Below are 25,983 nucleotides of genomic sequence, written 5' to 3' on the forward strand. Positions count from 1 at the left end.
GCAGATGGTGCAGATCAAGACCCCCGAGCAGATCGCCAAAATGCGGGCGGCGGGCCTTGTCGTCGCCGCCATCCACGCGGCCACCCGGGAGGCCGCGGTGCCGGGTGCCACCACCCGTGACCTGGACGAGGTCGCGCGCAAGGTGCTCGACGAGCACGGCGCCAAGTCGAACTTCCTGGGCTACGGCGGCTTCCCCGCCACGATCTGCACCTCGGTGAACGAGGTCGTCGTCCACGGCATCCCCGACGACAGGACCGTCCTCAAGGACGGCGACATCATCTCCATCGACTGCGGCGCCATCGTCGACGGCTGGCACGGCGACGCGGCGTACACGGCGTTCGTGGGCGGCGGTCACGCTCCGGAGCTCATCGAGCTCTCGCGGGTGACCGAGGAGTCGATGTGGGCGGGCATCGCCGCGATGAAGAACGGCAACCGGCTCGTCGACATCTCCCGCGCCATCGAGACGTACATCCGGCGCCAGCCCAAGCCCGGCGGCGGCAAGTACGGAATCGTCGAGGACTACGGCGGCCACGGCATCGGCACCGAGATGCACATGGACCCGCACCTGCTCAACTACGTCGAGCGCCGGCGCGGCAAGGGCCCCAAGCTGGTCCCCGGCTTCTGCCTCGCGATCGAGCCCATGGTGAGCCTCGGCACGCCGAGGACCCGGGTCCTCGAGGACGACTGGACGGTCATCACGACGGACGGCACCTGGTCGTCGCACTGGGAGCACTCCGTCGCTCTCACGGAGGACGGCCCGCTGGTTCTCACGGCTCCGGACGGCGGCAAGGCGAAGCTGGCGGAGTACGGGATCACGGCGGCGCCGGACCCGCTGGCATAACGATCAGCCGATGCGGGCATTCTTTGTCGATTCGTCTTTCAGAGGGCACTGACGTAGACTGACTCGTCGGCTCTCGTGTACCCGCATGTCCGCATGCGGTCGTGCGGAGTCGATCAAGGTAGTCGATTCGAAGGGCGAAGCGTGGCCAAGAAGCAAGGTGCCATCGAGATCGAGGGCACTGTCGTCGAGTCTCTGCCGAACGCCATGTTCAAGGTCGAGCTCCAGAACGGCCACCAGGTCCTGGCACACATCAGCGGCAAGATGCGTATGCACTACATCCGTATCCTCCCTGACGACCGGGTCGTGGTGGAGCTGTCTCCGTACGACCTGACGCGTGGCCGGATCGTTTACCGCTACAAGTAGATCTTGCCTGTGCTCCGCTCCCTGGTTCCTCCCGGTGCCGGGGCGGGGTGGTGGCACTGACCCGGAGAACCTCACATCCCATGAAGGTCAAGCCGAGCGTCAAGAAGATCTGCGACAAGTGCAGGGTGATCCGCCGTCACGGCCGGGTCATGGTCATCTGCGACAACCCGCGCCACAAGCAGCGCCAGGGCTGACGCACGACCGCACCCTCTGCACCCGCAGATCTCGCGCGACGCAAGCACATATGTACATACGCAGGTCCCGGATCCGAGTGATCCGATACCCCCGGTCGGAGGCCGGGGACCCGGTTCGTACCTCGTACGGCGGCTGGGAAGCGGTCCTGTGGAAGACCTCCGACAGACAACTGGAGCCATTGAATGGCACGCGTTTCCGGTGTTGACATCCCGCGCGACAAGCGCGTGGAGGTCGCCCTCACCTACGTGTTCGGCATCGGCCGGACCCTTTCCCAGCAGACGCTGGCCGAGACCGGCGTGAACCCGAACACCCGCGTTCGTGACCTCTCCGAGGAGGAGCTGGTCAAGATCCGCGAGTACGTGGACGCCAACCTCAAGACCGAGGGTGACCTCCGTCGTGAGATCCAGGCCGACATCCGCCGCAAGGTCGAGATCGGCTGCTACCAGGGCCTGCGCCACCGCCGTGGCCTGCCCGTCCACGGTCAGCGCACCAGCACCAACGCCCGCACCCGCAAGGGCCCGCGTCGCGCTATCGCCGGTAAGAAGAAGCCGGGCAAGAAGTAGTCCTCAGCGGACAACGCTTCATCAGCGGTCTTCGCTGTAGGACCGACCACCTCCCCGTAGGAGTAATAGATGCCCCCCAAGGGTCGTCAGGGCGCTGCCAAGAAGGTGCGCCGCAAGGAAAAGAAGAACGTCGCTCACGGCCACGCGCACATCAAGAGCACGTTCAACAACACCATCGTTTCGATCACCGACCCGACCGGCAACGTGATCTCCTGGGCCTCCGCCGGCCACGTCGGCTTCAAGGGCTCGCGCAAGTCCACCCCCTTCGCCGCGCAGATGGCCGCCGAGTCGGCTGCCCGCCGCGCGCAGGAGCACGGCATGCGCAAGGTCGACGTCTTCGTCAAGGGCCCGGGCTCGGGTCGTGAGACGGCCATCCGCTCGCTGCAGGCGACGGGTCTCGAGGTCGGCTCCATCCAGGACGTCACCCCCACCCCGCACAACGGCTGCCGTCCGTCGAAGCGCCGCCGCGTCTGAGGTCTGGTTGTCTTGAGGATTCGGGCGGTACGTCCCCTTCGGGGCCGTGCCGCCCGTACCCTTGCAGTACCCCGCCGGGTGACCGTGCGGGTTCCGTCGGGTGTCAAATAGCGGGCATCCACGACTGAAGGATCTGATCCACACATGCTGATCGCTCAGCGTCCCTCGTTGACCGAAGAGGTCGTCGACGAGTTCCGCTCCCGGTTCGTGATCGAGCCGCTGGAGCCGGGCTTCGGCTACACCCTCGGCAACTCCCTGCGTCGTACGCTCCTGTCCTCGATCCCGGGTGCGGCGGTCACGTCCATCCGTATCGACGGCGTTCTGCACGAGTTCACCACCGTGCCGGGCGTCAAGGAGGACGTCACCGACCTGATCCTCAACATCAAGCAGCTGGTCGTCTCCTCCGAGCACGACGAGCCGGTCGTGATGTACCTGCGCAAGCAGGGTCCGGGTCTGGTCACCGCCGCCGACATCGCGCCCCCGGCCGGTGTCGAGGTGCACAACCCCGACCTCGTCCTCGCCACGCTCAACGGCAAGGGCAAGCTGGAGATGGAGCTGACCGTCGAGCGCGGTCGCGGCTACGTCTCCGCCGTGCAGAACAAGCAGGTGGGCCAGGAGATCGGCCGTATCCCGGTCGACTCCATCTACTCGCCGGTGCTCAAGGTCACGTACAAGGTCGAGGCGACCCGTGTCGAGCAGCGCACCGACTTCGACAAGCTGATCGTCGACGTCGAGACCAAGCAGGCCATGCGTCCGCGTGACGCCATGGCGTCGGCCGGTAAGACCCTGGTCGAGCTGTTCGGTCTGGCGCGCGAGCTCAACATCGACGCCGAGGGCATCGACATGGGCCCGTCCCCGACGGACGCCGCGCTCGCTGCCGACCTGGCGCTGCCGATCGAGGAGCTCGAGCTCACCGTTCGCTCGTACAACTGCCTGAAGCGCGAGGGCATCCACTCCGTGGGTGAGCTCGTGGCTCGTTCCGAGGCCGACCTGCTCGACATCCGCAACTTCGGTGCGAAGTCGATCGACGAGGTCAAGGCGAAGCTGGCCGGTATGGGCCTGGCGCTCAAGGACAGCCCGCCCGGATTCGACCCGACCGCTGCGGCGGACGCCTTCGGCGCCGACGACGACGCGGACGCCGGGTTCGTCGAGACCGAGCAGTACTGAGCGCTCCGCGAGGACCGTTCTTGGGTGCGGGTGCGCTGTGGCTTGTCGCGCAGTTCCCCGCGCCCCTTCCGGGAGCGACCCTTCGGGGCTGCTCCCGGATCTCCGACGGGCGACCGCCCGCTCGGATACTGACTCCGGTACCTGATACGGCCGGGGCAGACACCTAGGAGAAACACAATGCCGAAGCCCACCAAGGGTGCCCGTCTGGGCGGCAGCGCCGCGCACGAGAAGCTTCTGCTGGCGAACCTCGCCACCTCGCTGTTCGAGCACGGCCGTATCACCACCACCGAGGCGAAGGCCCGCCGTCTGCGGCCGTACGCCGAGCGTCTGATCACCAAGGCGAAGAAGGGCGACCTTCACAACCGCCGTCAGGTGCTCCAGGTCATCACGGACAAGGGCATCGTCCACACGCTCTTCACCGAGATCGGCCCGCGGTACGAGAACCGCCCGGGTGGCTACACCCGGATCACCAAGATCGGTAACCGCCGTGGCGACAACGCGCCCATGGCTGTCATCGAGCTGGTCGAGGCGCTGACGGTGCAGCAGAAGGCCGTGGGCGAGGCCGAGGCCGCCACCAAGCGTGCGGTCAAGGAGGCCGAGGAGACCAAGGTCGAGGAGACCAAGGTCGACGAGGTCGTCGAGGACGCCAAGCCGGAGGAGGCCGCCGAGGCCGCCGCCGAGGAGTCCAAGGACGCCTGAGGCTCTGCCTGGTGCTGGAAAGCGGGTCCGTCCCCCGGGGCGGGCCCGCTTTCGCGTCCCCGAGTACTTGAGAGGATCCAGGGGTGAGTGACGAAGTACAGCCCGGTTACGTCCGCATCCGCCTCGACGTCTCCTACGACGGCAGCGACTTCCACGGCTGGGCCAAGCAGGCCGGCGGGAAGCGGACCGTCCAGGGGGAGATCGAGGACGCGCTGCGTACGGTGACGCGGTCCGGGGAGACGTACGAGCTGACCGTCGCCGGACGCACCGATGCCGGGGTGCACGCCCGGGGGCAGGTGGCTCATGTCGATCTGCCCCGGGAGGTCTGGGCCGAGCAGAGCGGCAAGCTGCTGAAACGTCTCGCAGGGCGCCTGCCCAGGGACGTACGGGTGTGGGCGCTCAGGGAGGCGCCCAGCGGCTTCAACGCCCGCTTCGCCGCGCTCTGGCGGCGCTACGTGTATCGCGTCACCGACAACCCCGGCGGCGTGGATCCGTTGCTGCGCAACCACGTGCTGTGGCACGACTGGCCCCTGGACGTCGTCGTGATGGACGCCGCCGCCAAGTCCCTGGTGGGGGAGCACGACTTCGCGGCGTACGCGAAGAAGCGCGAGGGGGCGTCGACGGTCCGTGAGATCTTCGACTTCGGGGTGCGGCGGGGAGCGGACGGGATCGTCGAGATCGAGGTCCGCGCGGACGCCTTCTGCCACAACCAGGTGCGCTCCATGGTCGGGGCGCTGCTGTTCGTGGGGGACGGGCACCGGGGTGTGGAGTGGCCGCGGAAGGTGCTGGACGCGGGGGTGCGGGACAGTGCCGTGCATGTCGTACGGGCGCACGGGCTGACGCTGGAGGAGGTCGCCTATCCGGCCGATGAGCTGCTCATGGAGCGGCAGCGGCAGGCTCGGCGGGTGCGGGGGCAGGTGCACTGAAGGGGGAACTCCGCGGCTCGGTGCCGCGGAGCTCCCCCTTCGTTCGGCGGGACCGCGGGGTCAGCCGGCCAGGATCCTCTTGAAGGACGGCTGCAGATAGGGGGCCAGGGATCGCGAGTAGCTGCCCGACATGTGGCTGTAGTCCCAGTAGACGACGTGCCCGCCGATCACCGCCGGACAGTATCCGTCGGCGCAGAACGCGGGAATCGTGTCGATGACCTTGAAGCCGTACTTTTCGGCTACTTCGCGTTCCATCAGACGGAATTCCGCGCGGTCGATGACGACCTCGGACTTCGGGGTACAGGCGCCGATGTCGTCGGACTTCTCTGCCAGGCAGTCGGGCACGCTGAAGTTCGGATACGGCGTGTCCGTCAGGTAGACCAGCTTCGCGCCAGTGGCCTTGAGCCGTGCGAACGTCTGCTGGGCGCCGGCGCGCGTGGTGGTCGCCTGGGCGCGGTTCGTGACGACGATGACGTCCGGATCGATCTGGTCGATCTTGTCGAGGGCGGTCTTCCGCCAGCTGGTGCATTCGGTGTACTCACGCCCGAGGTCCTCACGGGTGATCTTGTAGACCTCGGGGGTGCAGCCGCTCTTGATCACCGTGATGACCTTGACGTGCAGCTTGAGGCCGAGCGCGTTGAACGCGTTGCCCCACTGGTAGGCGTGCGAGTCGCCCATCAGCACCATCGTCTTCTTGGCGGTCTTGTCGCCCATGACGCAGTCGTCCCGCTGGGTGTAGCCGGTGATCAGCAGGTCGTCGATGCAGCCGTGGTCGCCCCGGTCGTCGGGCGCTTCGAGCAGCGCTTTCTGGGTGATCTGGGGGTGGTTCCGTTCGCTCACCGCCTTCTTGACCGACGCGGTGCCCGCGTAGCCGGAGGCCGCGGCGCCGGCGGTGGTTTCGACCGACAGGTTGAGCGGCACCTGCAGGGCGAGGGTCGTTGCGAGGGCGGCGGCAGCCGTCATCGTCGCGCCGGCGAGGATGCCCCGCCAGGGGATCTGTACGAGCTTCACGTTGTTCTTGAACCGCCGCTCGACGACGTAGTGCATGACAACGGCCAGCAGGAAGGAGCCCGTCGCCACCCGGAACCGGTCGGAGTAGGTGAACTCCCGGTCGATGATCTGGGGCCAGAGTATGAGAAACGGCCAGTGCAAGAGGTACCAGCTGTAGCTGGCGTTTCCGATGAAGTTGAAGACGGGATTGTCGAGGAGCTTCTCGGCGCCGAAGCGGGGAGCGGCACAACCCCCGGCGATGATCAGCGCGGCGCCCAGCACGGGGCCGCCCACCGCGTACCCCGGCAGCGGGGTCTCCTCCGTGATGAGGAGGGCGGTGACGAGAGTGGTCCCGAGCCCGACCCAGGAGAGGAAGGCCGCCAGGCCCAGGTTCATGCGGGAGAGGAGCGAGGCGTTGAGGGCGACGAAGACGCCGAGCGCCAGTTCCCAGATGCGGGTCGGGGTGCCGAAATAGGCGAGGGGCTGGTTCGTCTGGGTCTCCGTGACCGACAGATAGAGCGATCCGGCGATCAGCGCCGCGAGGAACAGTCCCACAAGGAACCGGTTGCGGAAGATGAGGCGGCTGAGCCAGGCGACGACGACGAGTGCGATCGGGGCGACCACGTAGAACTGCTCTTCGATGCCCAGCGACCAGAAGTGCTGGTACGGGGACTGGCTGCCGTCGTTGGCGAAGTAGTCGGTGCCGTTCTCGGCGAGGCGCCAGTTGATGAAGCTCAGCGAGGCGCTGAAGCCGTCCGACATGTAGTCGCGGAACGTGAACGGGCTCGCGTAGATCCAGGACAGGACGGCCGTGGCGATGATGGTGATCGCGGCGCCCGGCGCGAGTCGCCGGAAGCGGCGCGCCCAGAACTTGCCCAGCGACACCTTCTTCGTCTTGTTGATCTCGGCGAAAAGCTGGCTGCCGATGAGGAAGCCGCTGAGCACGAAGCTGACATCCACGCCGCCGTGGATGTCGAGTATGCCGCAGTGCATGGCGACGACCATCATGATGGCGACGGCACGCAGGCCCTGAATGTCCGGCCGGTACTTGCGCAGGCGGTCTTCCCTCGGGGCTCTGCGGCGGTGCTGCTCCGACGGGTGCCCGAGCGGCTGCGTCGGGTCGCCTACCGCGGTGGCTTGATGGGTGGTCACGGTTCTCCAGTAACTGTCCGGTCAGGCCGGCGACTTCAGTGGACCGTCGGGCAGGCGGCAGCCGTACCGCTGACGCGCACCCCCTGGGCGGGAATGCGGATGCCGCACGACAGCCGCAACTGGGCGGGCAGCTCGTTCTCCGCGCCGATGTGTGCATGGCAGCCCACCACAACCTCGCGCAGGAGGCAGCCGCTGCCGATCGAGGAGTCGTGGTCCACCACGGACTCGTAGATCTGAGCGCCCTGCGCCAGGGTGACGTTCCCGGCGATGATGGAGCGCTCGACGATCACGTCCGGGCCGATGACGGCGTGAGGGCCGATCGTCGAGCCTCCCATGATGCGGGCGGTCGGGTCGACGGTGGCCGTGGTATGGATCAGGGCCTCGGCCGGCCGCTCCACGAGGGGAGAGGTCGCCTTGCCGGTGACCAGGTCGGCGGAACCCTGGACGAAGGCCAGCGGTGTGCCGAGGTCACGCCAGTAGTCGTCCGTGGTGTGGCCGAAGACGCGCCGGCCCTGGGCGACGAGCTCCGGGAAGGTCTCTTGTTCGACGGAGACCTCGCGGCCGGCCGGGATGGCGTCCAGCACGGACCGGCGGAAGACGTAGCAACCGGCGTTGATCTGGTCGGTGACGCACTCTTGCGGGGTCTTGGGCTTCTCGAGGAAGGACAGCACCCTTCCGGCCTCGTCGGTGGGCACGAGGCCGAAAGCGCGAGGGTCGGGAACGCGGGTGAGGTGCAGGGTCACATCCGCTTCCTGTGCCTCGTGCCGCACCAGGATGGCGCGCAGGTCGACGCCGGACAGGATGTCGCCGTTGAGGATGAGTACGGGCGCATCCGCCGAACTGCGCAGCAGACGCGCGGCGTTGCGGATCGCTCCCCCCGTGCCGAGCGGAACCTCCTCGACGGCGTAGGAGATCTCCAGATCCTGGGTGAAGCCCTTGAACTCCTCCTCGAAGAGGCTGGCGAGATACGAGGTGGCGAACACCACGTGTTCGACCCCCGCGTCCATCAGTTTGGCCACCTGGTGCCGGATGAAGGAGGAGCCCGCGACGCTGAGCAGCGGTTTCGGGGTGTGGTTCGTCAACGGGCGCAAGCGGGTTCCCTTGCCGCCCACCAGGATGATGGCTTCTTGCATGATTGCCTCGCTCGATCAGCTCGCGGAGTCGTTCCCGGGGCCTGCGTAGTCGGAGGTGAAGCAGGACTTGATTGCCTTCTCGCTGAGGGGGCGTCCGGCGAAGTTGAGCCGGGAGACAACCTTGTCGTCGGGCTTCTTGTTCGGGTCGTCGTCGAAGTAGATCGACCACCAGTAGACGCCGGACATCTTGCGTTCCTGGACGACCTTGCAGACGGCGGTGTACCAGTTGGCCTGCACCCGGGGGTTGACGGCGCGTTTGGTGTAGAAGTCGCCGGGTGCGTGGTACGCGCCGTTCATGGCGCCGATGCCGGCCTCAGCGATGGTGATCTTCGGCAGCGGGCCGGTGGCCTTCTTGTCCAGCCATGTGTTCCAGCCGTCGACAAGGGTCTGCACCGAGGCGTTGTCCGGGACCTTGACCGGGAAGTATGCGTCGACTCCGAGGCTGGTGACGGGCATGTCGACCGGGCCGCTGACATAGGCGTCCCAGTTCGAGTCGTAGGCGACGTCGCCCGAGAACAGCTTCTCGGCCCGGTCCACGAGCCCCTCCCAGCGGGCGTCCCCCTCCATGGAGTTCAGCTCTGTTCCGATGACGAAGGTGGCCGCCTTCTGGGAGTTCGCCGCCTTCAGATACGGAGTCATGAACTTCTCGTACGAGGTGAACCAGGCCTTGCGATCGGTCGGCCGGATATTGCCGCGCCAGTCCCCATCGGCGACATCGAGGGACGTCTCGTCCAGCAGGGGCCGTACCGTGGTGCGCAGTCCGGCCTTGTGGAAGATCTCCAAGACGTCGGCAAGCCGCTCGGGGGCGGGGGTCTTGCTGCTCGCGCTGATATTCGTCGAGTCGCGGCCACCGGTGATGAACGGGAAGGACACGCTGACGGAGTTGGCGTGCAGTCCGACCAGGTAGTTCGCTTGCAGACGGGCCTGCTTCTCGACGTACTCGAGGGGGTGCTTGGGGTTGTCCTCCCAGTAGAACTGGACGCCCCACTGCGGCATGCCCTTCTTCCACTCCTTGTCCACCTTGGCGATCTCCGCGGTGGCCGGAGTCGAGGTGCTCGGTCCGGTGGTGCCGTCGTCGGCCGACGAGCCCTTCGACGGTCCGGTGTCCTCTCCCTTGAGTACGAGGTTCGGCAGGAGTGAGCCCGACTCCCAGCGCACCGGATGGTCACCGGCGACGAAGGGCACCGCGACCACGAAGGAGATGACGGTTACGGGCAGCACGGCAAGCAGAGGCAAGCGGGCGCGCTTCATGACGTGTCGTTCTCTTCCGGGTCAGGCGGGCTTGGCGATGACGACGAACTTGTTCTCCTCGCGGCGGATGAACTTCCACAGGCCCTTGATGCCGCCGGCCCCTTCGATGAGGGAGAAGAAGGGGAGCATGGCCATGACCGCGATGGGCTCCCACCACTTGCGCCTGCCGTTCACCGAGGCGATGGCGTTGAGCCGCAGTCCTTCCCAGTACGCCCAGATCACATAGGCGAAGCTGATCGACCACAGCAGGACGACCGACTGGGTCACGGGCGAGGTGTTCATGTCGCCGATGAACCAGCCCACGAACAGAATGGTGCCGACGTGCTGCAGCGGGCCCAGGATCCAGCTCGTCACACACATGGTCAGGAACCAGCGGTAACGGAGCGGCACCTTGCGGTTGAAGCAGAGGGCGACCAGGCCCCAGGCCCAGCGCTCACGCTGCTTGATGAAGTCCTTGGTGTTGGCCGGCGAGGCGCCGTAGCAGCGGCCGTTGAACCAGTCGCTGCGGCCCGGGTAGAGGCGGCAGAAGGTCAGGGCCAGCCGGGCGTCCTCGACGATCTCCTTGGGGCCGAAGTCCCAGCCGATCTCGGCCTCTATGGACGCGCGGATGACGAGGAGTTCGCCGTGCACGCCGGCGGCCGGCGTGCCGAGTCCCGTGAAGGCGCGGAACCGCGCGATGTCGTCCGCCGGGCGGATGGCGTCGGCGAACCAGGTGAGCATGGACACCGCGTTCTCGCGCGGGTAGGCCAGGATGCCCTGCGCCATGTGCTTGACCTCTTCGGGGGTCGCACGGCGCTGACGGTTGATGAACTGGGCCAGGGACGCGGAGGTGTCGGGTCCGACGCCGGTGTCGTCGTCCATGTGCAGGACCCAGACGTTCTCCAGGGCCTCGCCCTCCGCGATGCGCAGCTCGTGGGCGTAGTTGTTCGCGCGGGCCTTGAAGCGCGTGCCGTTCCTGGTCTGGTAGGCCTTCGGGACCGTGACCACGCGGATCAGCGGGCTGGTCGCCGCCAGGTCGTCGATCCGTTCGGCGGCCTCGCAGCCCTCCTCGGTGAGGACGTCGACGCGCATGTACGGGAACCACTCCGGGAGGTGTTCCACGTAGGAGAGGACGGAGCGCTCCAGGGCGGGGTACGTGTCGTGCCGGCCGATCGTCGGCACCAGCACGATCAGGAAGTCCTGCGTTACCGGGGCGGGTGGTGTCATCAGATGCGCCTTGCGGACCCGACGGCGGATCAGCAGGAAGCCCTGGAGGGACACGAGGGCGCCCGGTACGGGCAAGGCCCAGGCGATGGTGATCAGCCAGGCCAGCGGCGAGCGGCTGGGTGTGTACGACCACAGGCTGAAAAAGAGCAGGCACACCAGGGGGATGAGGAAGGGCAGGATGCCCGGCTTCCAGGCCGCGGTGCGCTTCGCCAGTTTCTGATTGTGCCGCGAATGCGGCACACCCCCTTCGACCAGTGTCGATGCCATGCGGCCCAGCTCTCCCCTGAGATCAGCGGTGCGTTGAGCTGCGTTTTCGCGGCGCCGCTGAGTACGCGCCCATGCGTCTCACGGTTGACCTCGTGCCCCCAACGCTTCTTCGACGTTCCGGCCTCTCAGATGCCCCCCCAGGCGTCTAGAACCACTGGCCGAACAGGAATACGATACTCGCACGTAGATCACAGTGAGTGTTGCCTGTACGCAAAATGTGCGTGAACCATGAATCAACTCAGGCTTTGTGGAGCAATCTCCAATCAAAATCTGCCTCCTGATCGCCCGATCCGCCCGTGATGACCAGTGATGACCCGTACGTCCGCTTCACATCGTCATTGGTGTTCTTGCCCCGCGGTGAAGACACGTTGTCGTACGAAAGCGCCTGGCCCCACACGGTCCACAGCACCCATGGCGTCGCCGAAAGGGTGTGCGGCTGTGCCGCGTTGAGCGGAACATGGAAGGACTCGGCAAGGATCCGGGGCTTGGTGTACTGCTCCAGGCCGCGGTACCAGACCTCGGTCCACGTCTTTCCGTGGAAGGGCCGGGACGGGGTGTCGCTGTAGTCGTCGACGCCCACGATGTCCACGTACCGGCTGCCCGGGTAGTAGTCCCGCGGCTCCTGCCCGTAGGTGCCGTCCCAGGAGTTGGGCGCCCAGACGAAGATCAGGTTGTGCAGGCCGCGACTGCCCACGAGGTAGTCGTACATGATGCGCCACAGCTTCCGGTACGCGGCCGGATCCTGCCCCGCCCACCAGAAACCGCCCTTGTGGGCGGCGGTGTTCATCTCGTGGTAAGGGCGGAGAAGTACCGGTACCCCGAGACTCGCGAGGTACTGGAGGTGGTCGGCGAGATAACTCAGGTCCAGCAGCAGGTCCTTGTGCTCATCGCTGCCCGGGGTGACCACCCGGCCGAACCAGCCGGGGTCCTTCGACGCGGGCGAGTTGCGGCGCAGTGTCTGCTGATACCCCTTCACGGCACTGCCCGGGTACGGCTGATGGAAGGAGAAACCGACGATGCCCGCCGGGCCGCCGCCGTTGTGCGGCAGGCTGACCCGGGTGCCGGACGCGCAGTCCTCACGGGTGCCGGACGGGTGGTACGAACCGTCCGCCTTGCGCGGCAGGCCCGCCCACACCCCGACGGCCAGGTCCACCGCGTCCTCGACGTATCCCCAGTGCGGGCGGCAACTCGGCCATGACGACCGCGAGTAGGAGCGCGGCTCGCCCACGGCCCAGCCCTGCCCGCCGTAGCCGGGTCCGAGGTCCACTTCCACGAAGCCGGGCAGCCGGCCCGTGATGTCCCGGGCCTTGCGGTAGTAGTAGCCCGGCTGCTTGACGCCCCGGTAGTCGCCGTACTCCGCGTTGTACCGCTCGTTCTGGAGCTCGACGTGCTGGCCGATCACGGTGCGCGTCGGCCGCCCGCGGCGTGCGTCGTTCTCGAGACCGGCCAGCATCGCGTAGACCCTGCGCGCGGCGGGCGTCGCGTGCGGATCCCGGTCCCGCAGGTCGACCGGGACCAGTCCCGGCCGGCGCTCGGCGGCCTCCGGCCACGCCCACACCGTCAACGGCGTCAGCAGCGCGGCACCGGCCGCGGCCCCGATGAGCTGAACTCGCCTTCGCATCCGCATGGTTCCAGCCCTCTCCGGTGATCCGCGAGGTGATTCTGCCCCGTTTGCGGATGAGACAGGAGGATCTCTCAGGCCGCCGGAGAGTTGGCCGCCGCTGACGCCTGCGCCACGCCGCGGCGGCGGATCTGCCGGAACGCGAACTCGGCGAGGTCGTCGCCCGTGGTGAAGACCGCGCTGTCCTTCTGCGTCACGTCCTTGCCGCTCGTGAAACCGGCGTTGGTGAGGTACAGGTAGCGCCCGTACGAGTTGGTCGTGGTGCGGCAGATCGTCGTACGGCAGAAGGCCGGGACGCCGGAGCCGGGCAGGGAGAGGACGTTGCCCTTGGTGTACTCGCTCTTGGCCTTGGTGGCCTTGGCCTTGGTGTCGAACACGGCGACACCGACCGTGACCGCGACGCCGTTCCTGGCGTAGGTGGCGCGGATCAGGCGGGTGCAGCCGTTGCCGGTGAGGACCTTGGCGACGTCGCCCTGGACGCCCGTGGCGCACTTGGCCGTGCTGCTCGTGGCGCCCTTCTTGTAGACGGTCTCGCCCACCGTCAGGGTGCTCCCGGGGAAGAGGGTGTCGGCGCTGAGCGGCGCGGTGTCCTTCCCGGCGCTGGAGACGAAGTCCTCGGGGTCCAGCGGGGGCGGGGGAGTGGTCTCCGCGAAGGACGGGCCGGGCTGTGTCGTGTCGCTCGGGATGTCCGCGGAGGTGGGGAGTTTGTCCGGGGGCTGGTTCGACGCGGAGTCGCCGTTGTTGGCGGAGACGATCGCCATGGCCACGATCGCCCCGACCACGACCGTGGCCAGGGCGCTGCCGCCTATCCACAGCCATCTGCGGCGGCGGGTGCGTGTCTCCGACGCTTCGGCGAGCGCCGCCCAGTCGGGTGTGTCCGAACCCGAACCCCAGTTGGGAGAACCCGAATCCGGCCCCCCGGGACCCCACTGAGGCCCCCCTTGCCCAAAGCTCATGGGGCGCATCTTAGACGTGGGCCGATCGCCCCAGGACCCGGGCGGGGACACGATCCCGGCACGCCGTGGCACGTTCCGGGAACGGGGATCGGCGGGCCCTAGCGTGATCTGTATGAACAAGGACGAGGGCGGCATGTCCGGTGTACCGGACGAGAGGGACACTGTTCCGTCATGCCGGGCCCGTGACTGGTTGCTGCAGCCCGCCGGACCGCTCGCCGGCGCTCTGCTCCCCTTCCTGCTGGTGGGCCGCGCGGTATATGTGGCCATGGTCTCGGCGGGCGGAGGCATGGACAACGCCTTCGTCGTGCACGCCGCGGCGTCCTGGCTGCACGGTGGGGCGCCCTACGCGGACCGCCGCTTCCTCTATCTCCCCAGTGCCGTGATCGCCGCCGCACCCCAGGCGATGCTGCCCTCGTCGGTGGTACGGATCGTCGTGCCGCTGCTGGTCGTCGCAGCCCTGGCCGCCGGGTGGGCCTGCGCACTGCGGATCTTCCACGTGCCCTGGCGCAGCCGCTTCGCCGTGCTCGGGCTGCTCGGGATCTTCTTGGTCTGGGCACCGTTCGAGCACCTCATCCACCTCGGCAACTGGACCGTGACGGCCGCCCTCGCCCTGCCCCTCGCCCTGCTCCTCGCCGACCGGGGGCGCTGGTCCGCCGCGGGCGCGGTCGTCGGCGCGGCCATCGCCCTGAAGCCGCTGCTCGCGCCGATCGTGTTGCTGTTCGTCTTCGCGCGGCAGTGGCGGGCCCTGGGCTGGATGGTGGGGGTGCCTGCGGTGGCATCGGTGTGCGCGGGGCTGGTGATGCCGGACCCGAGCGGCTTCCTGACGCGGACGCTGCCCTTTCTGCTGCGCGGCGGGGACGCCCTCATGCGGCCCTACGACGCGTCGGCGGTCGCGGTGCTGCCGCGGCTCGGAGTGCCGCAGACGGTGGCGCTGCTGGTGGGGGCGGCGGCCGCGGTGGCGGGCGTGGTGTGTGCGTGGCGGCGCTGGCGGCGTGGCGATCCGGGGCCCGCCCGGCTGGTCGAGACCGCCGTGATGCTGATGCTGGCGGCCTTTGTCGTCTCCAGGCCCTCGTACGACCACTATCTGGTCGTCGTCGTGCCGCTGCTGGTCGCCGGGGTGCTGCAGCCGGGGGCCGTGGCCCGGTCCCCGTGGTTCTGGGTCGCGCTCGTTCCCCAGGTCCAGGGGCTCACCCTGCCATATCTCGAGGGGGCGACCCGCAGGGCCTTCAAGGACTTCATCACGCTCTGCGTCCTGGCCGCGACCGTCGGCGTCCACTGCGCGCGGGCCCGGCCGTCCAGGGCGCCGGGGTACCCTGAAACACAGCAGGCGGTCCTGTGCGACCGGTCGTTTTGACCCGTCCGCGTCGGCGCAGGTATCCTGCCTGTTCGTTATGTGTATTGGCTTGCTCATTCTCACGTGAGGGGCCCTTACACCGGTCCACCGGGCCGATGACCAGCGGCAAGCACTCGGTTTGCGTCACCGATGTGCGGCCAGGGCTGTCGTGATCGTCTTCGGTGACCTTGTCAGGACCACACTCACTGAAGAAGCGAAGGCTACGAACCGTGCGTACGTACAGCCCCAAGCCCGGCGATGTGACGCGCCAGTGGCACGTCATCGACGCTCAGGACGTCGTCCTGGGCCGTCTGGCCTCCACTGCGGCCTCCATCCTGCGCGGCAAGCACAAGCCGATCTACGCGCCCCACGTTGACACGGGTGACTTCGTCATCATCATCAACGCCGACAAGGTGCACCTCTCCGGCAACAAGCGGACCCAGAAGATGGCCTACCGCCACTCCGGCTACCCGGGCGGTCTGCGCTCGATCCGCTACGACGAGCTGCTCGACAAGAACCCGGAGAAGGCCATCGAGAAGGCCGTCAAGGGCATGCTCCCCAAGAACACCCTGGGCCGTCAGATGCTCTCGAAGCTGAAGGTCTACTCGGGCGACCAGCACCCGCACGCTGCCCAGCAGCCGGTGCCGTTCGAGATCACCCAGGTCGCGCAGTAAGTCCGGCCACCCCCTAAGACTGAAGAGAATCTGAGGAGCATCGTGGCCGAGACCACTGCCGAGCAGCCGCTCGAAGAGATCGACATCGAGAGCTACACCACCGAGACCGAGGTTCCCCTCGAGGGCGAGTACACCTCCGAGTCTCTGGCGTCCCGCTTCGGCGAGCCCCAGCCGGCCGCCGGCCTGGGCCGTCGCAAGAACGCCATCGCCCGCGTCCGGATCGTTCCGGGCACCGGCAAGTGGAAGATCAACGGTCGCACCCTTGAGGACTACTTCCCGAACAAGGTGCACCAGCAGGAAGTCAACGAGCCCTTCAAGGTGCTCGAGCTCGAGGGCCGCTACGACGTCATCGCCCGTATCGCGGGTGGCGGCGTCTCCGGTCAGGCCGGTGCCCTGCGCCTCGGCGTGGCCCGCGCCCTGAACGAGGCCGACGTGGACAACAACCGCGGCCCGCTGAAGAAGGCCGGCTTCCTGCGCCGCGACGACCGCGCGGTCGAGCGGAAGAAGGCCGGTCTGAAGAAGGCCCGCAAGGCTCCGCAGTACAGCAAGCGCTAATCGCTGCTTGTACAGCACGTTCGCCCCGGCGGCACGCAGTGTGTGCTGCCGGGGCGTTCGTTTATCACAGATTCGCGGCGTATAACGGCATAAGAGCAAAGTCTGCAAAGGCGTTCGGCCGTTAGTGAGTTCGGACTCTTTCCGAAGCTTCTGAGCCTCCCCCCACTGCTGAATGCGTGGGACGGCCCCCAAGGATTTGCATAAGTTCGGAGGACACCAGTGGGACGACTCTTCGGCACGGACGGCGTGCGCGGTGTCGCAAACGCGGATCTGACGGCTGAGCTCGCGCTCGGTCTGTCGGTCGCGGCGGCACACGTGCTCGCCGAGGCGGGTACCTTCGAGGGCCACCGGCCGGTGGCGGTGGTCGGTCGGGATCCGCGCGCGTCCGGGGAGTTCCTGGAGGCCGCGGTGGTCGCGGGCCTGGCCAGCGCCGGTGTCGACGTCCTGCGTGTCGGCGTGCTGCCCACCCCCGCCGTGGCGTATCTCACCGGCGAGCTGGGTGCCGACCTCGGCGTGATGCTCTCCGCCAGCCACAACGCGATGCCCGACAACGGCATCAAGTTCCTCGCGCGCGGCGGGCACAAGCTCGACGACGAGCTCGAGGACAAGATCGAGGCCGTGTACGAGGAGCACCGCACCGGCGCCCCCTGGGACCGCCCCACGGGTGCGGGCGTCGGCCGCGTGAAGTCGTACGACGAGGGCTTCGAGAGTTACGTCGCGCACCTCCTCGGCGTCCTGCCGAACCGGCTCGACGGGCTGAAGATCGTCCTCGACGAGGCGCACGGCGCGGCCGCCGCCGCCTCGCCCGAGGCGTTCCGGCGGGCCGGTGCCGAGGTCGTCACGATCGGCGCCGACCCAGACGGGCTGAACATCAACGACGGCTGCGGCTCCACGCACCTCGATCTGCTGAAGGCCGCCGTCGTCGAGCACGGCGCCGACCTCGGTATCGCGCACGACGGCGACGCCGACCGCTGCCTCGCCGTGGACCACACGGGTGCCGAGGTCGACGGCGACCAGATCCTCGCCGTGCTGGCCCTGGCGATGCGCGAGCGCGGCGTGCTGCGCGAGGACACCGTCGTCGCGACCGTCATGTCCAACCTGGGCTTCAAGCTCGCCATGGAGCGCGAGGGCCTGTTCCTCGTGCAGACCGCCGTCGGCGACCGCTATGTGCTCGAGGAGATGAAGGAGAACGGCTACGCGCTCGGCGGCGAGCAGTCCGGGCACGTGATCGTCCTCGACCACGCCACGACCGGCGACGGCACGCTGACCGGCCTGTTGCTTGCGGCGCGGGTCGCCGAGACGGGACGTACGCTCGCGGACCTGGCCGCCGTCATGGAGCGGCTGCCGCAGGTGCTCGTCAACGTTCCGGACGTCGACAAGTCCCAGGTGCACACCTCCACCGAGCTGACCGCCGCGATCGCCGACGCGGAGCGTGAACTGGGCTCCACGGGGCGCGTGCTGCTGCGCCCGTCGGGCACCGAGCCGCTGGTACGCGTCATGGTGGAGGCCGCCGACATCGACCAGGCACGGTCGGTCGCCGGGCGGCTGGCCGACGTGGTGAAGTCGGTGCTCGGTTAGATCTGTTGACGGAGCGGCCACCCGCGGGGGTGGCCGCTCTGCTGTTGCGGCTGGTGTTTTGTCGGGGCGTCACCTGGGGCTTGGGCACCCCCTGTGTCCGGTCACAGCTTCCGCAGGCTCAGCCGCTGCACCTTGTGGTCCGGGCCCTTGCGCAGGACGAGCGTGGCGCGGCCGCGCGTGGGCGCCACGTTCTGCAGCAGATTGGGCTTGTTGATGGTCCGCCAGGTCATGCGTGCGTAGTCGAGGGCCTCCTCCTCGGACACCTGCGTGTACTTGCGGAAGTACGAGGACGGGTTCTGGAAGGCGGTCTCGCGCAGCTTGCGGAAGCGGTTCAGGTACCAGCGCTCGATGTCCTCGGTGCGCGCGTCCACGTACACGCTGAAGTCGAAGTAGTCGGCGAGGCCGACCCGGGTGCGGCCGTCCTGGCCGGGCAGCGCGGGCTGCAGGACGTTGAGGCCCTCGACGATGAGGATGTCGGGGCGGCGGACGGTGAGCTTCTGGCCGGGCACGATGTCGTAGATCAGGTGCGAGTAGACGGGGGCCGTCACCTCGTCCTTGCCGGCCTTGATGTCCGCGACGAAACGGGTGAGCGCACGGCGGTCGTACGACTCGGGGAAGCCCTTGCGCGACATCATGCCGCGCGTCTCGAGCTCCTTGGTGGGCAGCAGGAAACCGTCCGTGGTCACCAACTCCACGCGCGGGTGCTCGGGCCAGCGGGAGAGCAGCGCCTGCAGCAGACGCGCGACGGTGGACTTGCCGACCGCCACCGATCCGGCGATCCCTATGACGAACGGCGTGCCCGACTGGGAGCCGTTCTCGCCGAGAAAGGTGTTGAGGGCGCCACGGAGTCCGCTGGTCGCGCCGACGTACAGATTGAGCAGGCGCGACAGAGGCAGATAGATGTCCCGCACCTCGTCGAGATCGATGACGTCGCCGAGGCCGCGCAGTCTCTCGAGCTCCTCCGCGGTCAGCGGCAGTGGCGTCTTGTCGCGCAGGGCGCTCCATTCGGCACGGGTGAGGTCGACGTAGGGAGTCGCCTCCGGCCTGGACCGGTGGGCGCTCCGCGGTTGCGTGAAGACCGTAGAGATCACAGTTCATTGTTACGGGAGTTTGAACGGGACGGGGCGTGGGGTCGGTCACGCGGGCACCCCCGGGCGTCAGGCCCTAGGTCTGGACCTGGGTGCCGGGCGGGGATACGGTCCCGCCACCCGGTGCCGAGCCGCGCACCGGGGCCGCAGGGGGTTTGGGGGTCACCATGTCCGTACATCTTCGCGTTTTCGCCCGGCGCGGAGCTGCCGCGGGACGTGCGCGGGCGCGTTTACGGGCGGGTGCGCGGGCTGATTTCGAGGGGCGGGTCTGCAGCGAACTGTCGGCGGATCTGCCGGACGAGGATCTGGGCGAGGACCTCGGCGACGCCCTCGACCTGTACGAGATGGGCAGCAAGCCCCGGTGCGAGGAGGTCGAGTACCTGGAGCTCGTACGGAAGGCGATGGAGCGGATCGAGCGGGGGGAGTGAGGAACGGGCGGGCCGATGAGGACCCGTCGGCCGAGTGATCACCGGTGTCATGATCACGATCACGTACCGGCTGGTAACTCCATGATCATCACGCCCGGGTCCGCTCGTAGAGTGAGCGCACTCAGCGATGGTCCGCAGCGGTGGTGGACGGGCGTTCACCCCGGGGGGTGGGCTGTCGGTCGTCCACAGAGAGGCGTTCCTGCCATGAGGTCCACCCTTGCCCGTCGTACCGCTGCCGCCGCGTCCGTGGCCTGTCTCGCACTGCTGTCCACCGCCTGCGGGGGTTCGGACGCGGACGAGGATGACAAGGCCAAGGGTGGCAAGGCCACCTCGGCCGCCTCGGCCGCGCCCGCAGCCAAGGCGCTGACGGCCGCCGAGCTGGAGAAGGCCGCGCTGGTGACCGGCGACGTCAAGGGCCACAAGGTCGAGAAGGCCGGCGCCAAGGACGTCCTCGCGCCCGAGGCCGTCAAGGCCGACCAGGCCGGGTGCCGGCCGTTCGCGTACGCCATGAGCGGCGTGCCGGTCGGTGAGCCCGGGGCGACCGTGCAGCGCGTGGTCAGCAGCGAGGCCGAGAAAACGGACGAGCCCTCGACGGAGGAGCTGGCCGACATGACCGAGGAGGAGATCGAGGAGGCGCTGACCTCGGCCTTCGACGTGACGACGACGTTCACCTCCCTCTCCTCGTACGAGGGTGGGGGCGCCGGGGAGACCGTCAGGGACCTGCGCACCGCCGCCACCAACTGTGCGGGCGGCTTCACCCTGACCGTCGACGGTGAGAAGCAGAAGGTCACCAAGCTCACCGAGGAGAGCGTCAGCGGCGGTGACGAGGCCCTGGCCTGGACGGTGTCGGCTCTTCAGGACGGGGAGCCGGTCGAGACGAAGCTCGTGGTCGTCCGTCAGGGCACCACACTCGCCTCCTTCGCCTCGGTCAACATGGCTGCGTTGAGCACGGGTGCGGACTTCGAGCTGCCGACCGCCGTCGTCGAGGCGCAGCTGGCCAAGCTCGGCTGAGCCCGCCGGGCCCTGGTGTGCGCGGCACGCGGCGTGCCGCGCACACGGATCCCCGAGCGGCACCACGAGGTACGGGAGTTGCTGTCCTGCGGATGAGCGCATAGCACAAAACAGCCGGACCTGCCGAAAACGCGCGGCCGGTGAAGAGAGTGAAACGACCTTCGAGTCGTGGGTGGTGAGGGCTCGCCGTAGGCTGCGGCCATGTGCGGAATCGTGGGTTACGTCGGCTCGCAGTCGGCGCTTGACGTCGTACTGGCCGGGCTGAAGCGGCTGGAATACCGGGGTTACGACTCGGCCGGCGTCGCCGTGCTCGCCGACGGCGGGCTGGCCGCCGCCAAGAAGGCCGGGAAGCTCGGCAACCTGGAGAAGGAGCTGGCCGAGCGGCCGATGCCGGCCGGGACCACCGGCATCGGGCACACCCGCTGGGCCACCCACGGAGGACCCACGGACGCCAACGCGCATCCGCACCTCGACAACGCGGGCCGCGTCGCCGTCGTGCACAACGGCATCATCGAGAACTTCGCGGAGCTGCGCAGCGAGCTGGCGGAGCGGGGGCACGACCTGGCGTCCGAGACGGACACCGAGGTCGTCGCGCACCTGCTCGCCGAGGAGTTCTCCGGCTGCACGGACCTCGCCGAGGCGATGCGGCTGGTGTGCCGGCGTCTGGAGGGCGCGTTCACGCTGGTCGCGGTGCATGCGGACGACCCCGACCTGGTGGTCGGGGCGCGGCGGAACTCGCCGCTGGTGGTGGGCGTCGGGGAGGGCGAGTCCTTCCTCGCGTCCGACGTCGCCGCGTTCATCGCCCACACGCGCTCGGCGATCGAGCTGGGACAGGACCAGGTGGTCGAGCTGCGGCGGGACGGGGTGACGGTCACCGACTTCGACGGCAGGCCCGCCGACGTGCGTTCGTACCACGTGGACTGGGACGCCGAGGCGGCTGAAAAGGGGGGGTATGACTACTTCATGCTCAAGGAGATCGCCGAGCAGCCCAAGGCGGTCGCCGATACGTTGCTGGGGCGCATCGACGCCTCGGGTTCGCTGACGCTGGACGAGGTCCGCATCCCGGGCAAGGCGCTGCGGGAGGTCGACAAGGTCGTCATCGTCGCGTGCGGCACGGCCTTCCACGCCGGGCTCATCGCGAAGTACGCCATCGAGCACTGGACCCGGATCCCCTGCGAGGTGGAGCTCGCCAGCGAGTTCCGCTACCGGGACCCCATCCTCGATCCGCAGACGCTCGTCATCGCCATCTCGCAGTCCGGCGAGACCATGGACACTCTCATGGCGCTGCGGCACGCCCGCGAGCAGGGCTCCCGGGTGCTGGCGATCTGCAACACCAACGGGTCGACGATCCCGCGCGAGTCCGACGCCGTGCTGTACACGCACGCGGGCCCCGAGGTCGCCGTCGCGTCCACGAAGGCGTTCCTGACACAGCTCGTCGCCTGCTACCTGGTGGCGCTCTATCTGGGCCAGGTGCGCGGCACGAAGTGGGGCGACGAGATCCACGCCGTCGTCCGGGACCTGGCGCAGATCTCCGACCAGGTCGAGCGGGTCCTTCAGACCATGGAACCGGTGCGGGAGCTGGCGCGGTCGCTCGCCGACAAGGACACGGTGCTGTTCCTGGGCCGCCATGTGGGCTATCCCGTAGCCCTGGAAGGCGCGTTGAAGCTCAAGGAGCTCGCGTACATGCACGCCGAGGGCTTCGCCGCCGGCGAGCTGAAGCACGGGCCGATCGCCCTCATCGAGGAAGACCTGCCGGTGGTCGTCGTGGTGCCGTCGCCGCGCGGGCGCTCGGTACTCCACGACAAGATCGTTTCGAACATGCAGGAGATCCGGGCGCGGGGTGCCCGGACGATCGTGATCGCGGAGGAGGGGGACGAGACGGTCGTGCCGTACGCCGACCACCTGATCCGCATCCCGGCCACCCCGACGCTGCTGCAACCGCTCGTCGCCACCGTGCCGCTGCAGGTCTTCGCCTGCGAGCTGGCCACGGCCCGCGGCAATGAGGTGGACCAGCCGCGCAACCTCGCGAAGTCTGTGACGGTGGAGTGATGCGGGCGCGCGTTGCCGGCACCGGGGGAGCTGCCACGGGAGCGGGATCGTGATCATCGGGGTGGGTATCGACGTGGCCGAGATCGACCGGTTCCGCAGGTCCATGGAGCGCACGCCCGGGATGGCCCGACGGCTGTTCGTGGAGCGGGAGTTGGTGCTGCCCAGCGGGGAGCGGCGCGGCATAGCCTCACTGGCCGTCCGTTTCGCGGCCAAGGAAGCCATCGCCAAGGCCCTCGGCGCCCCGGCCGGCCTGCACTGGACGGACGCGGAGGTCTACGTCGAGGACAGCGGCCAGCCGCGCGTACGCGTACGCGGCACGGTCGCCGCCCGCGCGGCCGAACTCGGCGTCCGCTCCTGGCATGTCTCGCTGAGCCATGACGCGGGGGTGGCTTCGGCGGTGGTGATCGCGGAGGGGTGACGGGTCCGCGTTCGCTGTACGGCACCCCCGACTGGGGGAGACTGAACGGCATGCGTACTGCGTACAGCGTGGAAACGGTAAGGGCGGCCGAGCGCGAGCTCATGGCGAGGCTCCCGGAGGGGACCCTCATGCAGCGCGCGGCCGCAGGCCTCGCCACCGCCTGCGCCGAACTGCTCGGCCGCGTCTACGGCACCCGCATCGCCGTCCTCGTCGGCAGCGGCGACAACGGCGGCGACGCCCTGTACGCGGGCGCCCGACTGGCCCGTCGCGGCGCAGGGGTGACGGCGGTACTGCTGGCGGCCGACGACCGTACCCACCCGGGCGGCCTCGCGGCCCTGCGGGCGGCAGGCGGAAGCACCGTCCGGCCGCCCGCCGCCGAGGCGCTGATCCACCGTGCCGACCTGGTCGTCGACGGCATCGTGGGCATCGGCGGCAAGGGCGGTCTGCGCCCGGACGCCGCGCGACTGGCGGCGCTGGTCCGGGACGCGCGCGTGCCCGTCGTCGCCGTCGACCTGCCCAGCGGCATCGAACCCGACACCGGCGAGGTCCGCGGCGAGGCGGTACGGGCCGATGTGACCGTGACGTTCGGCACATACAAGCCGGGCCTGCTCATCGACCCCGCACGCGAGCACGCCGGCGCCGTCCGCCTCGTCGGCATCGGGCTCGACCTGCCTGCCGAGGCGGATCTGGAGGCGCTGCAGTACGCCGATGTGGAGCGGCTGTTGCCGGTGCCGGTCGCCGAGAGCGACAAGTACCGGCGGGGGGTCGTGGGCATCGTCGCCGGGTCCGCCCGTTATCCCGGCGCGGCGGTGCTGGCGGTGGCGGGAGCGCTGCGGGGCGGGGCCGGGGCCGTGCGCTACGTCGGTCCCGCGGGCGACGCGGTGATCGCGCGCTTCCCCGAGACCCTGGTGTCCGCCGGGCCGCCCGCGAAGGCGGGCCGCGTGCAGGCCTGGGTCGTCGGACCGGGCGTCGGCGAGAACGCGCAGGAGGTGGCGGAGGTGCTCGACGCCGACGTGCCGGTGCTGGTGGACGCGGACGGGCTGCGCCTCGCCGACCGGGACGCCGTGCGGCGCCGTACCGCACCGACCCTGCTCACGCCGCACGCGGGCGAGGCGGCGGCACTGCTCGGCGTCGACCGTGCGGAGGTCGAGGCCGCACGGCTGGCGTCCGTACGGGAACTCGCCGCGCGGTACGGGGCGACGGTGCTGCTCAAGGGCGCGACCACGCTGGTGGCCGGGCCCGGCGGGGGTGCCGTGCGGGTGAACCCGACGGGGACGCCGTGGCTCGCCACGGCGGGGAGCGGGGATGTGCTGTCGGGGCTTGCCGGGTCGTTGCTCGCGGCGGGGCTGGAGGCGCGGGATGCCGGGTCCGTCGCGGCGTATCTGCATGGGCTGGCGGGGCGGTTCGCGGCGGAGGGGGCTCCCGCTGGGGCGCTGGAGGTGGCCGAGGCTCTGCCTCGGGCCTGGCGGGACGTCACGGGGTGACGTTCCGCCAGGGGGTGGACGCGCCGCCTGGTCGGGGGCGGAGGTTCGAGGCGCAGCCCGGCGCCGCGGGGGTTCCGCCTGTGCCCACCCTCCCCCATTGCCTTAAGGGCATGGGAGGTGCCCCCATCGCCCCAGCGGAACGACTGCCCACAGGCGGGCGGCGCGGGACGGCTGCCCACAGGCTGTGTCGTGGGGCTCTGAGACACTGGGTCCGCTATGAATGAGACTGCCCCACTGCGCGCACGCGCCGAGATCGACCTGTCCGCCCTGCGGGCCAACGTGCGGAGGCTGCGTGCCCTGGCGCCGGGGGCCGCCTTCATGGCCGTCGTGAAGGCGGACGCGTACGGGCACGGGATGATCCCCTGCGCGCGTGCCGCCCTGGAGGCGGGCGCCACTTGGCTCGGCACCGCGACGCCCGAGGAGGCGCTCGCGCTGCGCGCCGCCGGGTTCGGGCCCGACCGGGCCCGCGTCATGTGCTGGCTGTGGACGCCGGGCGGCCCGTGGCGCGAAGCCATCGAGGCGGATCTGGACATCGCGGTCAGCGACATGTGGGCCCTGCGGGAGGTCACGGCCGCCGCGCGGCAGGCGGGCCGGCTCGCCCGTATCCAGCTGAAGGCCGACACCGGCCTCGGGCGCAACGGCTGCCAACCCGCAGACTGGCCCGAGCTCATCGGCGAGTCCCTCGCCGCGGAGGCCGAGGGGCTCGTCCGGGTCACCGGGCTCTGGTCGCATTTCGCCTGCGCCGACGAGCCGGGGCACCCGTCCATCGAGGCCCAGCTCGCCCTGTTCCGCGAGATGGTGACGTACGCGGAGGAGCGGGGCGTGCGCCCGGAGGTGCGGCACATCGCCAACTCGCCCGGCACGCTGACCCTTCCGGAGACGCACTTCGATCTCGTACGTCCGGGAATCGCGATGTACGGCATCTCGCCCAGCCCGGAGGTCGGCACCTCCGCGGACCTCGGGCTGCGTCCTGTCATGACGCTCTCCGCGTCGCTCGCGCTCGTGAAGCACGTTCCGGGCGGCCACGGTGTGAGTTACGGACATCACTACGTCACACCGGGGGCCACGACACTCGGCCTCATCCCCGTCGGTTACGGTGACGGGATCCCGCGGCACGCATCCGGCACCGGCCCCGTTCTGGTCGGCGGCAAGCTGCGCACGGTCGCGGGACGTATCGCGATGGACCAGTTCGTGGTGGATCTCGGAGGGGACGAGCCGTCGGCGGGCGCGGAAGCGGTGCTGTTCGGACCGGGCGACCGGGGCGAACCGACCGCCGAGGACTGGGCACAGGCGGCGGGGACCATCGCGTACGAGATCGTCACCCGCATCGGAACGCGCGTTCCACGCGTCTATGTGGACGAGCGGCCCGAGGGCGACGGCGAGGAAGGGTGCGACGGCGAGCGGTCCGGCCGTGAGGCGGGCCCCGGCGGCGGACGGCGCGCAGGCACGGACTGACCCGGCCTGAGCCGGCGAACCGCACACCTGGCCCGACGACCGCGCACCGAGCCAGTACGACCCAGCACCACGCCCGACGACCGAGCACCGAGCAGCATGCCCCACG

General features: G+C 69.2%; 25 protein-coding genes. 18 read left to right on the top strand and 7 right to left on the bottom strand.

Features of this window, described 5'->3' with window-relative positions:
- The first annotated feature begins 4 nt into the window (after nt 1-4).
- The 8 genes from map to truA all read left to right on the top strand — a co-directional run bounded on the left by map (nt 5) and on the right by truA (nt 5,228).
- Nucleotides 5-841 (top strand): type I methionyl aminopeptidase, encoded by an 837-nt coding sequence (gene map / locus ACWD4J_RS25805; protein ID WP_451397795.1) that lies wholly within the window; start codon nt 5-7, stop codon nt 839-841.
- A gap of 141 nt (nt 842-982) precedes the next feature.
- Complete coding sequence (gene infA / locus ACWD4J_RS25810; RefSeq protein ID WP_003948620.1) at nt 983-1,204, top strand: translation initiation factor IF-1; 222 nt, start codon at nt 983-985, stop codon at nt 1,202-1,204.
- Between the two features lie 80 nt (nt 1,205-1,284).
- Complete coding sequence (rpmJ, locus tag ACWD4J_RS25815; protein WP_003974245.1) at nt 1,285-1,398, top strand: 50S ribosomal protein L36; 114 nt, start codon at nt 1,285-1,287, stop codon at nt 1,396-1,398.
- A 183-nt stretch (nt 1,399-1,581) separates the two neighbouring features.
- The gene (gene rpsM / locus ACWD4J_RS25820; protein WP_028805755.1) at nt 1,582-1,962 is read left to right on the top strand and encodes a 30S ribosomal protein S13; all 381 of its coding nucleotides are present in this window, start codon (nt 1,582-1,584) and stop codon (nt 1,960-1,962) included.
- A 69-nt stretch (nt 1,963-2,031) separates the two neighbouring features.
- Nucleotides 2,032-2,436 carry a 30S ribosomal protein S11 gene (gene rpsK / locus ACWD4J_RS25825; RefSeq protein ID WP_451397796.1) on the top strand — a complete coding sequence of 135 codons (405 nt, stop codon included), beginning with the start codon at nt 2,032-2,034 and terminating at the stop codon, nt 2,434-2,436.
- Between the two features lie 144 nt (nt 2,437-2,580).
- On the top strand, nt 2,581-3,603 hold the full coding sequence (locus tag ACWD4J_RS25830; protein WP_003966937.1) for a DNA-directed RNA polymerase subunit alpha: 1,023 nt from the start codon (nt 2,581-2,583) through the stop codon (nt 3,601-3,603).
- Nucleotides 3,604-3,780: 177 nt separating this feature from the next.
- Nucleotides 3,781-4,302: a 50S ribosomal protein L17 gene (rplQ, locus tag ACWD4J_RS25835; RefSeq protein ID WP_451397797.1), complete on the top strand. Its 522-nt coding sequence runs from the start codon at nt 3,781-3,783 to the stop codon at nt 4,300-4,302.
- A gap of 83 nt (nt 4,303-4,385) precedes the next feature.
- A complete protein-coding gene (gene truA / locus ACWD4J_RS25840) occupies nt 4,386-5,228 on the top strand; it encodes a tRNA pseudouridine(38-40) synthase TruA (RefSeq protein WP_451397798.1) in 843 nt (280 codons plus the stop codon).
- A gap of 60 nt (nt 5,229-5,288) precedes the next feature.
- Here truA and ACWD4J_RS25845 read toward each other — a convergent pair whose 3' ends face one another.
- From ACWD4J_RS25845 to ACWD4J_RS25870, 6 genes are all read right to left on the bottom strand, one after another.
- On the bottom strand, nt 5,289-7,370 hold the full coding sequence (locus tag ACWD4J_RS25845) for an acyltransferase family protein (protein ID WP_451397799.1): 2,082 nt from the start codon (nt 7,368-7,370) through the stop codon (nt 5,289-5,291).
- Nucleotides 7,371-7,405: 35 nt separating this feature from the next.
- Nucleotides 7,406-8,503, bottom strand: a complete 1,098-nt coding sequence (locus ACWD4J_RS25850) for a sugar phosphate nucleotidyltransferase (RefSeq protein WP_451397800.1) — start codon at nt 8,501-8,503, stop codon at nt 7,406-7,408.
- Nucleotides 8,504-8,518: 15 nt separating this feature from the next.
- Nucleotides 8,519-9,754 (bottom strand): glycoside hydrolase family 113, encoded by a 1,236-nt coding sequence (locus ACWD4J_RS25855; RefSeq protein ID WP_451397801.1) that lies wholly within the window; start codon nt 9,752-9,754, stop codon nt 8,519-8,521.
- Nucleotides 9,755-9,775: 21 nt separating this feature from the next.
- The gene (locus ACWD4J_RS25860) at nt 9,776-11,227 is read right to left on the bottom strand and encodes a glycosyltransferase family 2 protein (protein WP_451397802.1); all 1,452 of its coding nucleotides are present in this window, start codon (nt 11,225-11,227) and stop codon (nt 9,776-9,778) included.
- A gap of 238 nt (nt 11,228-11,465) precedes the next feature.
- The gene (locus tag ACWD4J_RS25865; RefSeq protein WP_451397803.1) at nt 11,466-12,848 is read right to left on the bottom strand and encodes a glycoside hydrolase family 26 protein; all 1,383 of its coding nucleotides are present in this window, start codon (nt 12,846-12,848) and stop codon (nt 11,466-11,468) included.
- A gap of 74 nt (nt 12,849-12,922) precedes the next feature.
- Nucleotides 12,923-13,804: a hypothetical protein gene (locus ACWD4J_RS25870; RefSeq protein ID WP_451397804.1), complete on the bottom strand. Its 882-nt coding sequence runs from the start codon at nt 13,802-13,804 to the stop codon at nt 12,923-12,925.
- A gap of 112 nt (nt 13,805-13,916) precedes the next feature.
- Here ACWD4J_RS25870 and ACWD4J_RS25875 point away from each other — a divergent pair, with 112 nt between their 5' ends.
- The 4 genes from ACWD4J_RS25875 (at nt 13,917) to glmM (ending at nt 17,944) form a co-directional block, all read left to right on the top strand.
- Nucleotides 13,917-15,158, top strand: a complete 1,242-nt coding sequence (locus ACWD4J_RS25875; RefSeq protein ID WP_451397805.1) for a glycosyltransferase family 87 protein — start codon at nt 13,917-13,919, stop codon at nt 15,156-15,158.
- Between the two features lie 209 nt (nt 15,159-15,367).
- Nucleotides 15,368-15,811: a 50S ribosomal protein L13 gene (gene rplM, locus ACWD4J_RS25880; protein ID WP_451397806.1), complete on the top strand. Its 444-nt coding sequence runs from the start codon at nt 15,368-15,370 to the stop codon at nt 15,809-15,811.
- Between the two features lie 42 nt (nt 15,812-15,853).
- Entirely contained in the window at nt 15,854-16,366 is a 513-nt protein-coding gene (gene rpsI, locus ACWD4J_RS25885; protein WP_451397807.1) for a 30S ribosomal protein S9, read from the top strand.
- Nucleotides 16,367-16,585: 219 nt separating this feature from the next.
- Nucleotides 16,586-17,944: a phosphoglucosamine mutase gene (glmM, locus tag ACWD4J_RS25890; protein ID WP_451397808.1), complete on the top strand. Its 1,359-nt coding sequence runs from the start codon at nt 16,586-16,588 to the stop codon at nt 17,942-17,944.
- Between the two features lie 101 nt (nt 17,945-18,045).
- Here glmM and coaA read toward each other — a convergent pair whose 3' ends face one another.
- On the bottom strand, nt 18,046-19,035 hold the full coding sequence (coaA, locus tag ACWD4J_RS25895; protein ID WP_451397809.1) for a type I pantothenate kinase: 990 nt from the start codon (nt 19,033-19,035) through the stop codon (nt 18,046-18,048).
- 164 nt (nt 19,036-19,199) lie between these two features.
- Between coaA and ACWD4J_RS25900 the strand changes: the two genes are divergently transcribed.
- The 6 genes from ACWD4J_RS25900 to alr all read left to right on the top strand — a co-directional run bounded on the left by ACWD4J_RS25900 (nt 19,200) and on the right by alr (nt 25,877).
- Entirely contained in the window at nt 19,200-19,460 is a 261-nt protein-coding gene (locus ACWD4J_RS25900) for a hypothetical protein (RefSeq protein ID WP_451397810.1), read from the top strand.
- A 204-nt stretch (nt 19,461-19,664) separates the two neighbouring features.
- Nucleotides 19,665-20,471, top strand: a complete 807-nt coding sequence (locus ACWD4J_RS25905) for a hypothetical protein (protein WP_451397811.1) — start codon at nt 19,665-19,667, stop codon at nt 20,469-20,471.
- A gap of 201 nt (nt 20,472-20,672) precedes the next feature.
- Nucleotides 20,673-22,520 carry a glutamine--fructose-6-phosphate transaminase (isomerizing) gene (gene glmS / locus ACWD4J_RS25910; protein ID WP_451397812.1) on the top strand — a complete coding sequence of 616 codons (1,848 nt, stop codon included), beginning with the start codon at nt 20,673-20,675 and terminating at the stop codon, nt 22,518-22,520.
- 46 nt (nt 22,521-22,566) lie between these two features.
- Nucleotides 22,567-22,938 (top strand): holo-ACP synthase, encoded by a 372-nt coding sequence (locus ACWD4J_RS25915; RefSeq protein ID WP_451397864.1) that lies wholly within the window; start codon nt 22,567-22,569, stop codon nt 22,936-22,938.
- Between the two features lie 50 nt (nt 22,939-22,988).
- A complete protein-coding gene (locus ACWD4J_RS25920) occupies nt 22,989-24,422 on the top strand; it encodes an NAD(P)H-hydrate dehydratase (protein ID WP_451397813.1) in 1,434 nt (477 codons plus the stop codon).
- Between the two features lie 216 nt (nt 24,423-24,638).
- Nucleotides 24,639-25,877 carry an alanine racemase gene (gene alr, locus ACWD4J_RS25925; RefSeq protein ID WP_451397814.1) on the top strand — a complete coding sequence of 413 codons (1,239 nt, stop codon included), beginning with the start codon at nt 24,639-24,641 and terminating at the stop codon, nt 25,875-25,877.
- The last annotated feature ends 106 nt before the right edge of the window (nt 25,878-25,983 follow it).

It is taken from the genome of Streptomyces sp. NPDC002577 (assembly GCF_053594815.1).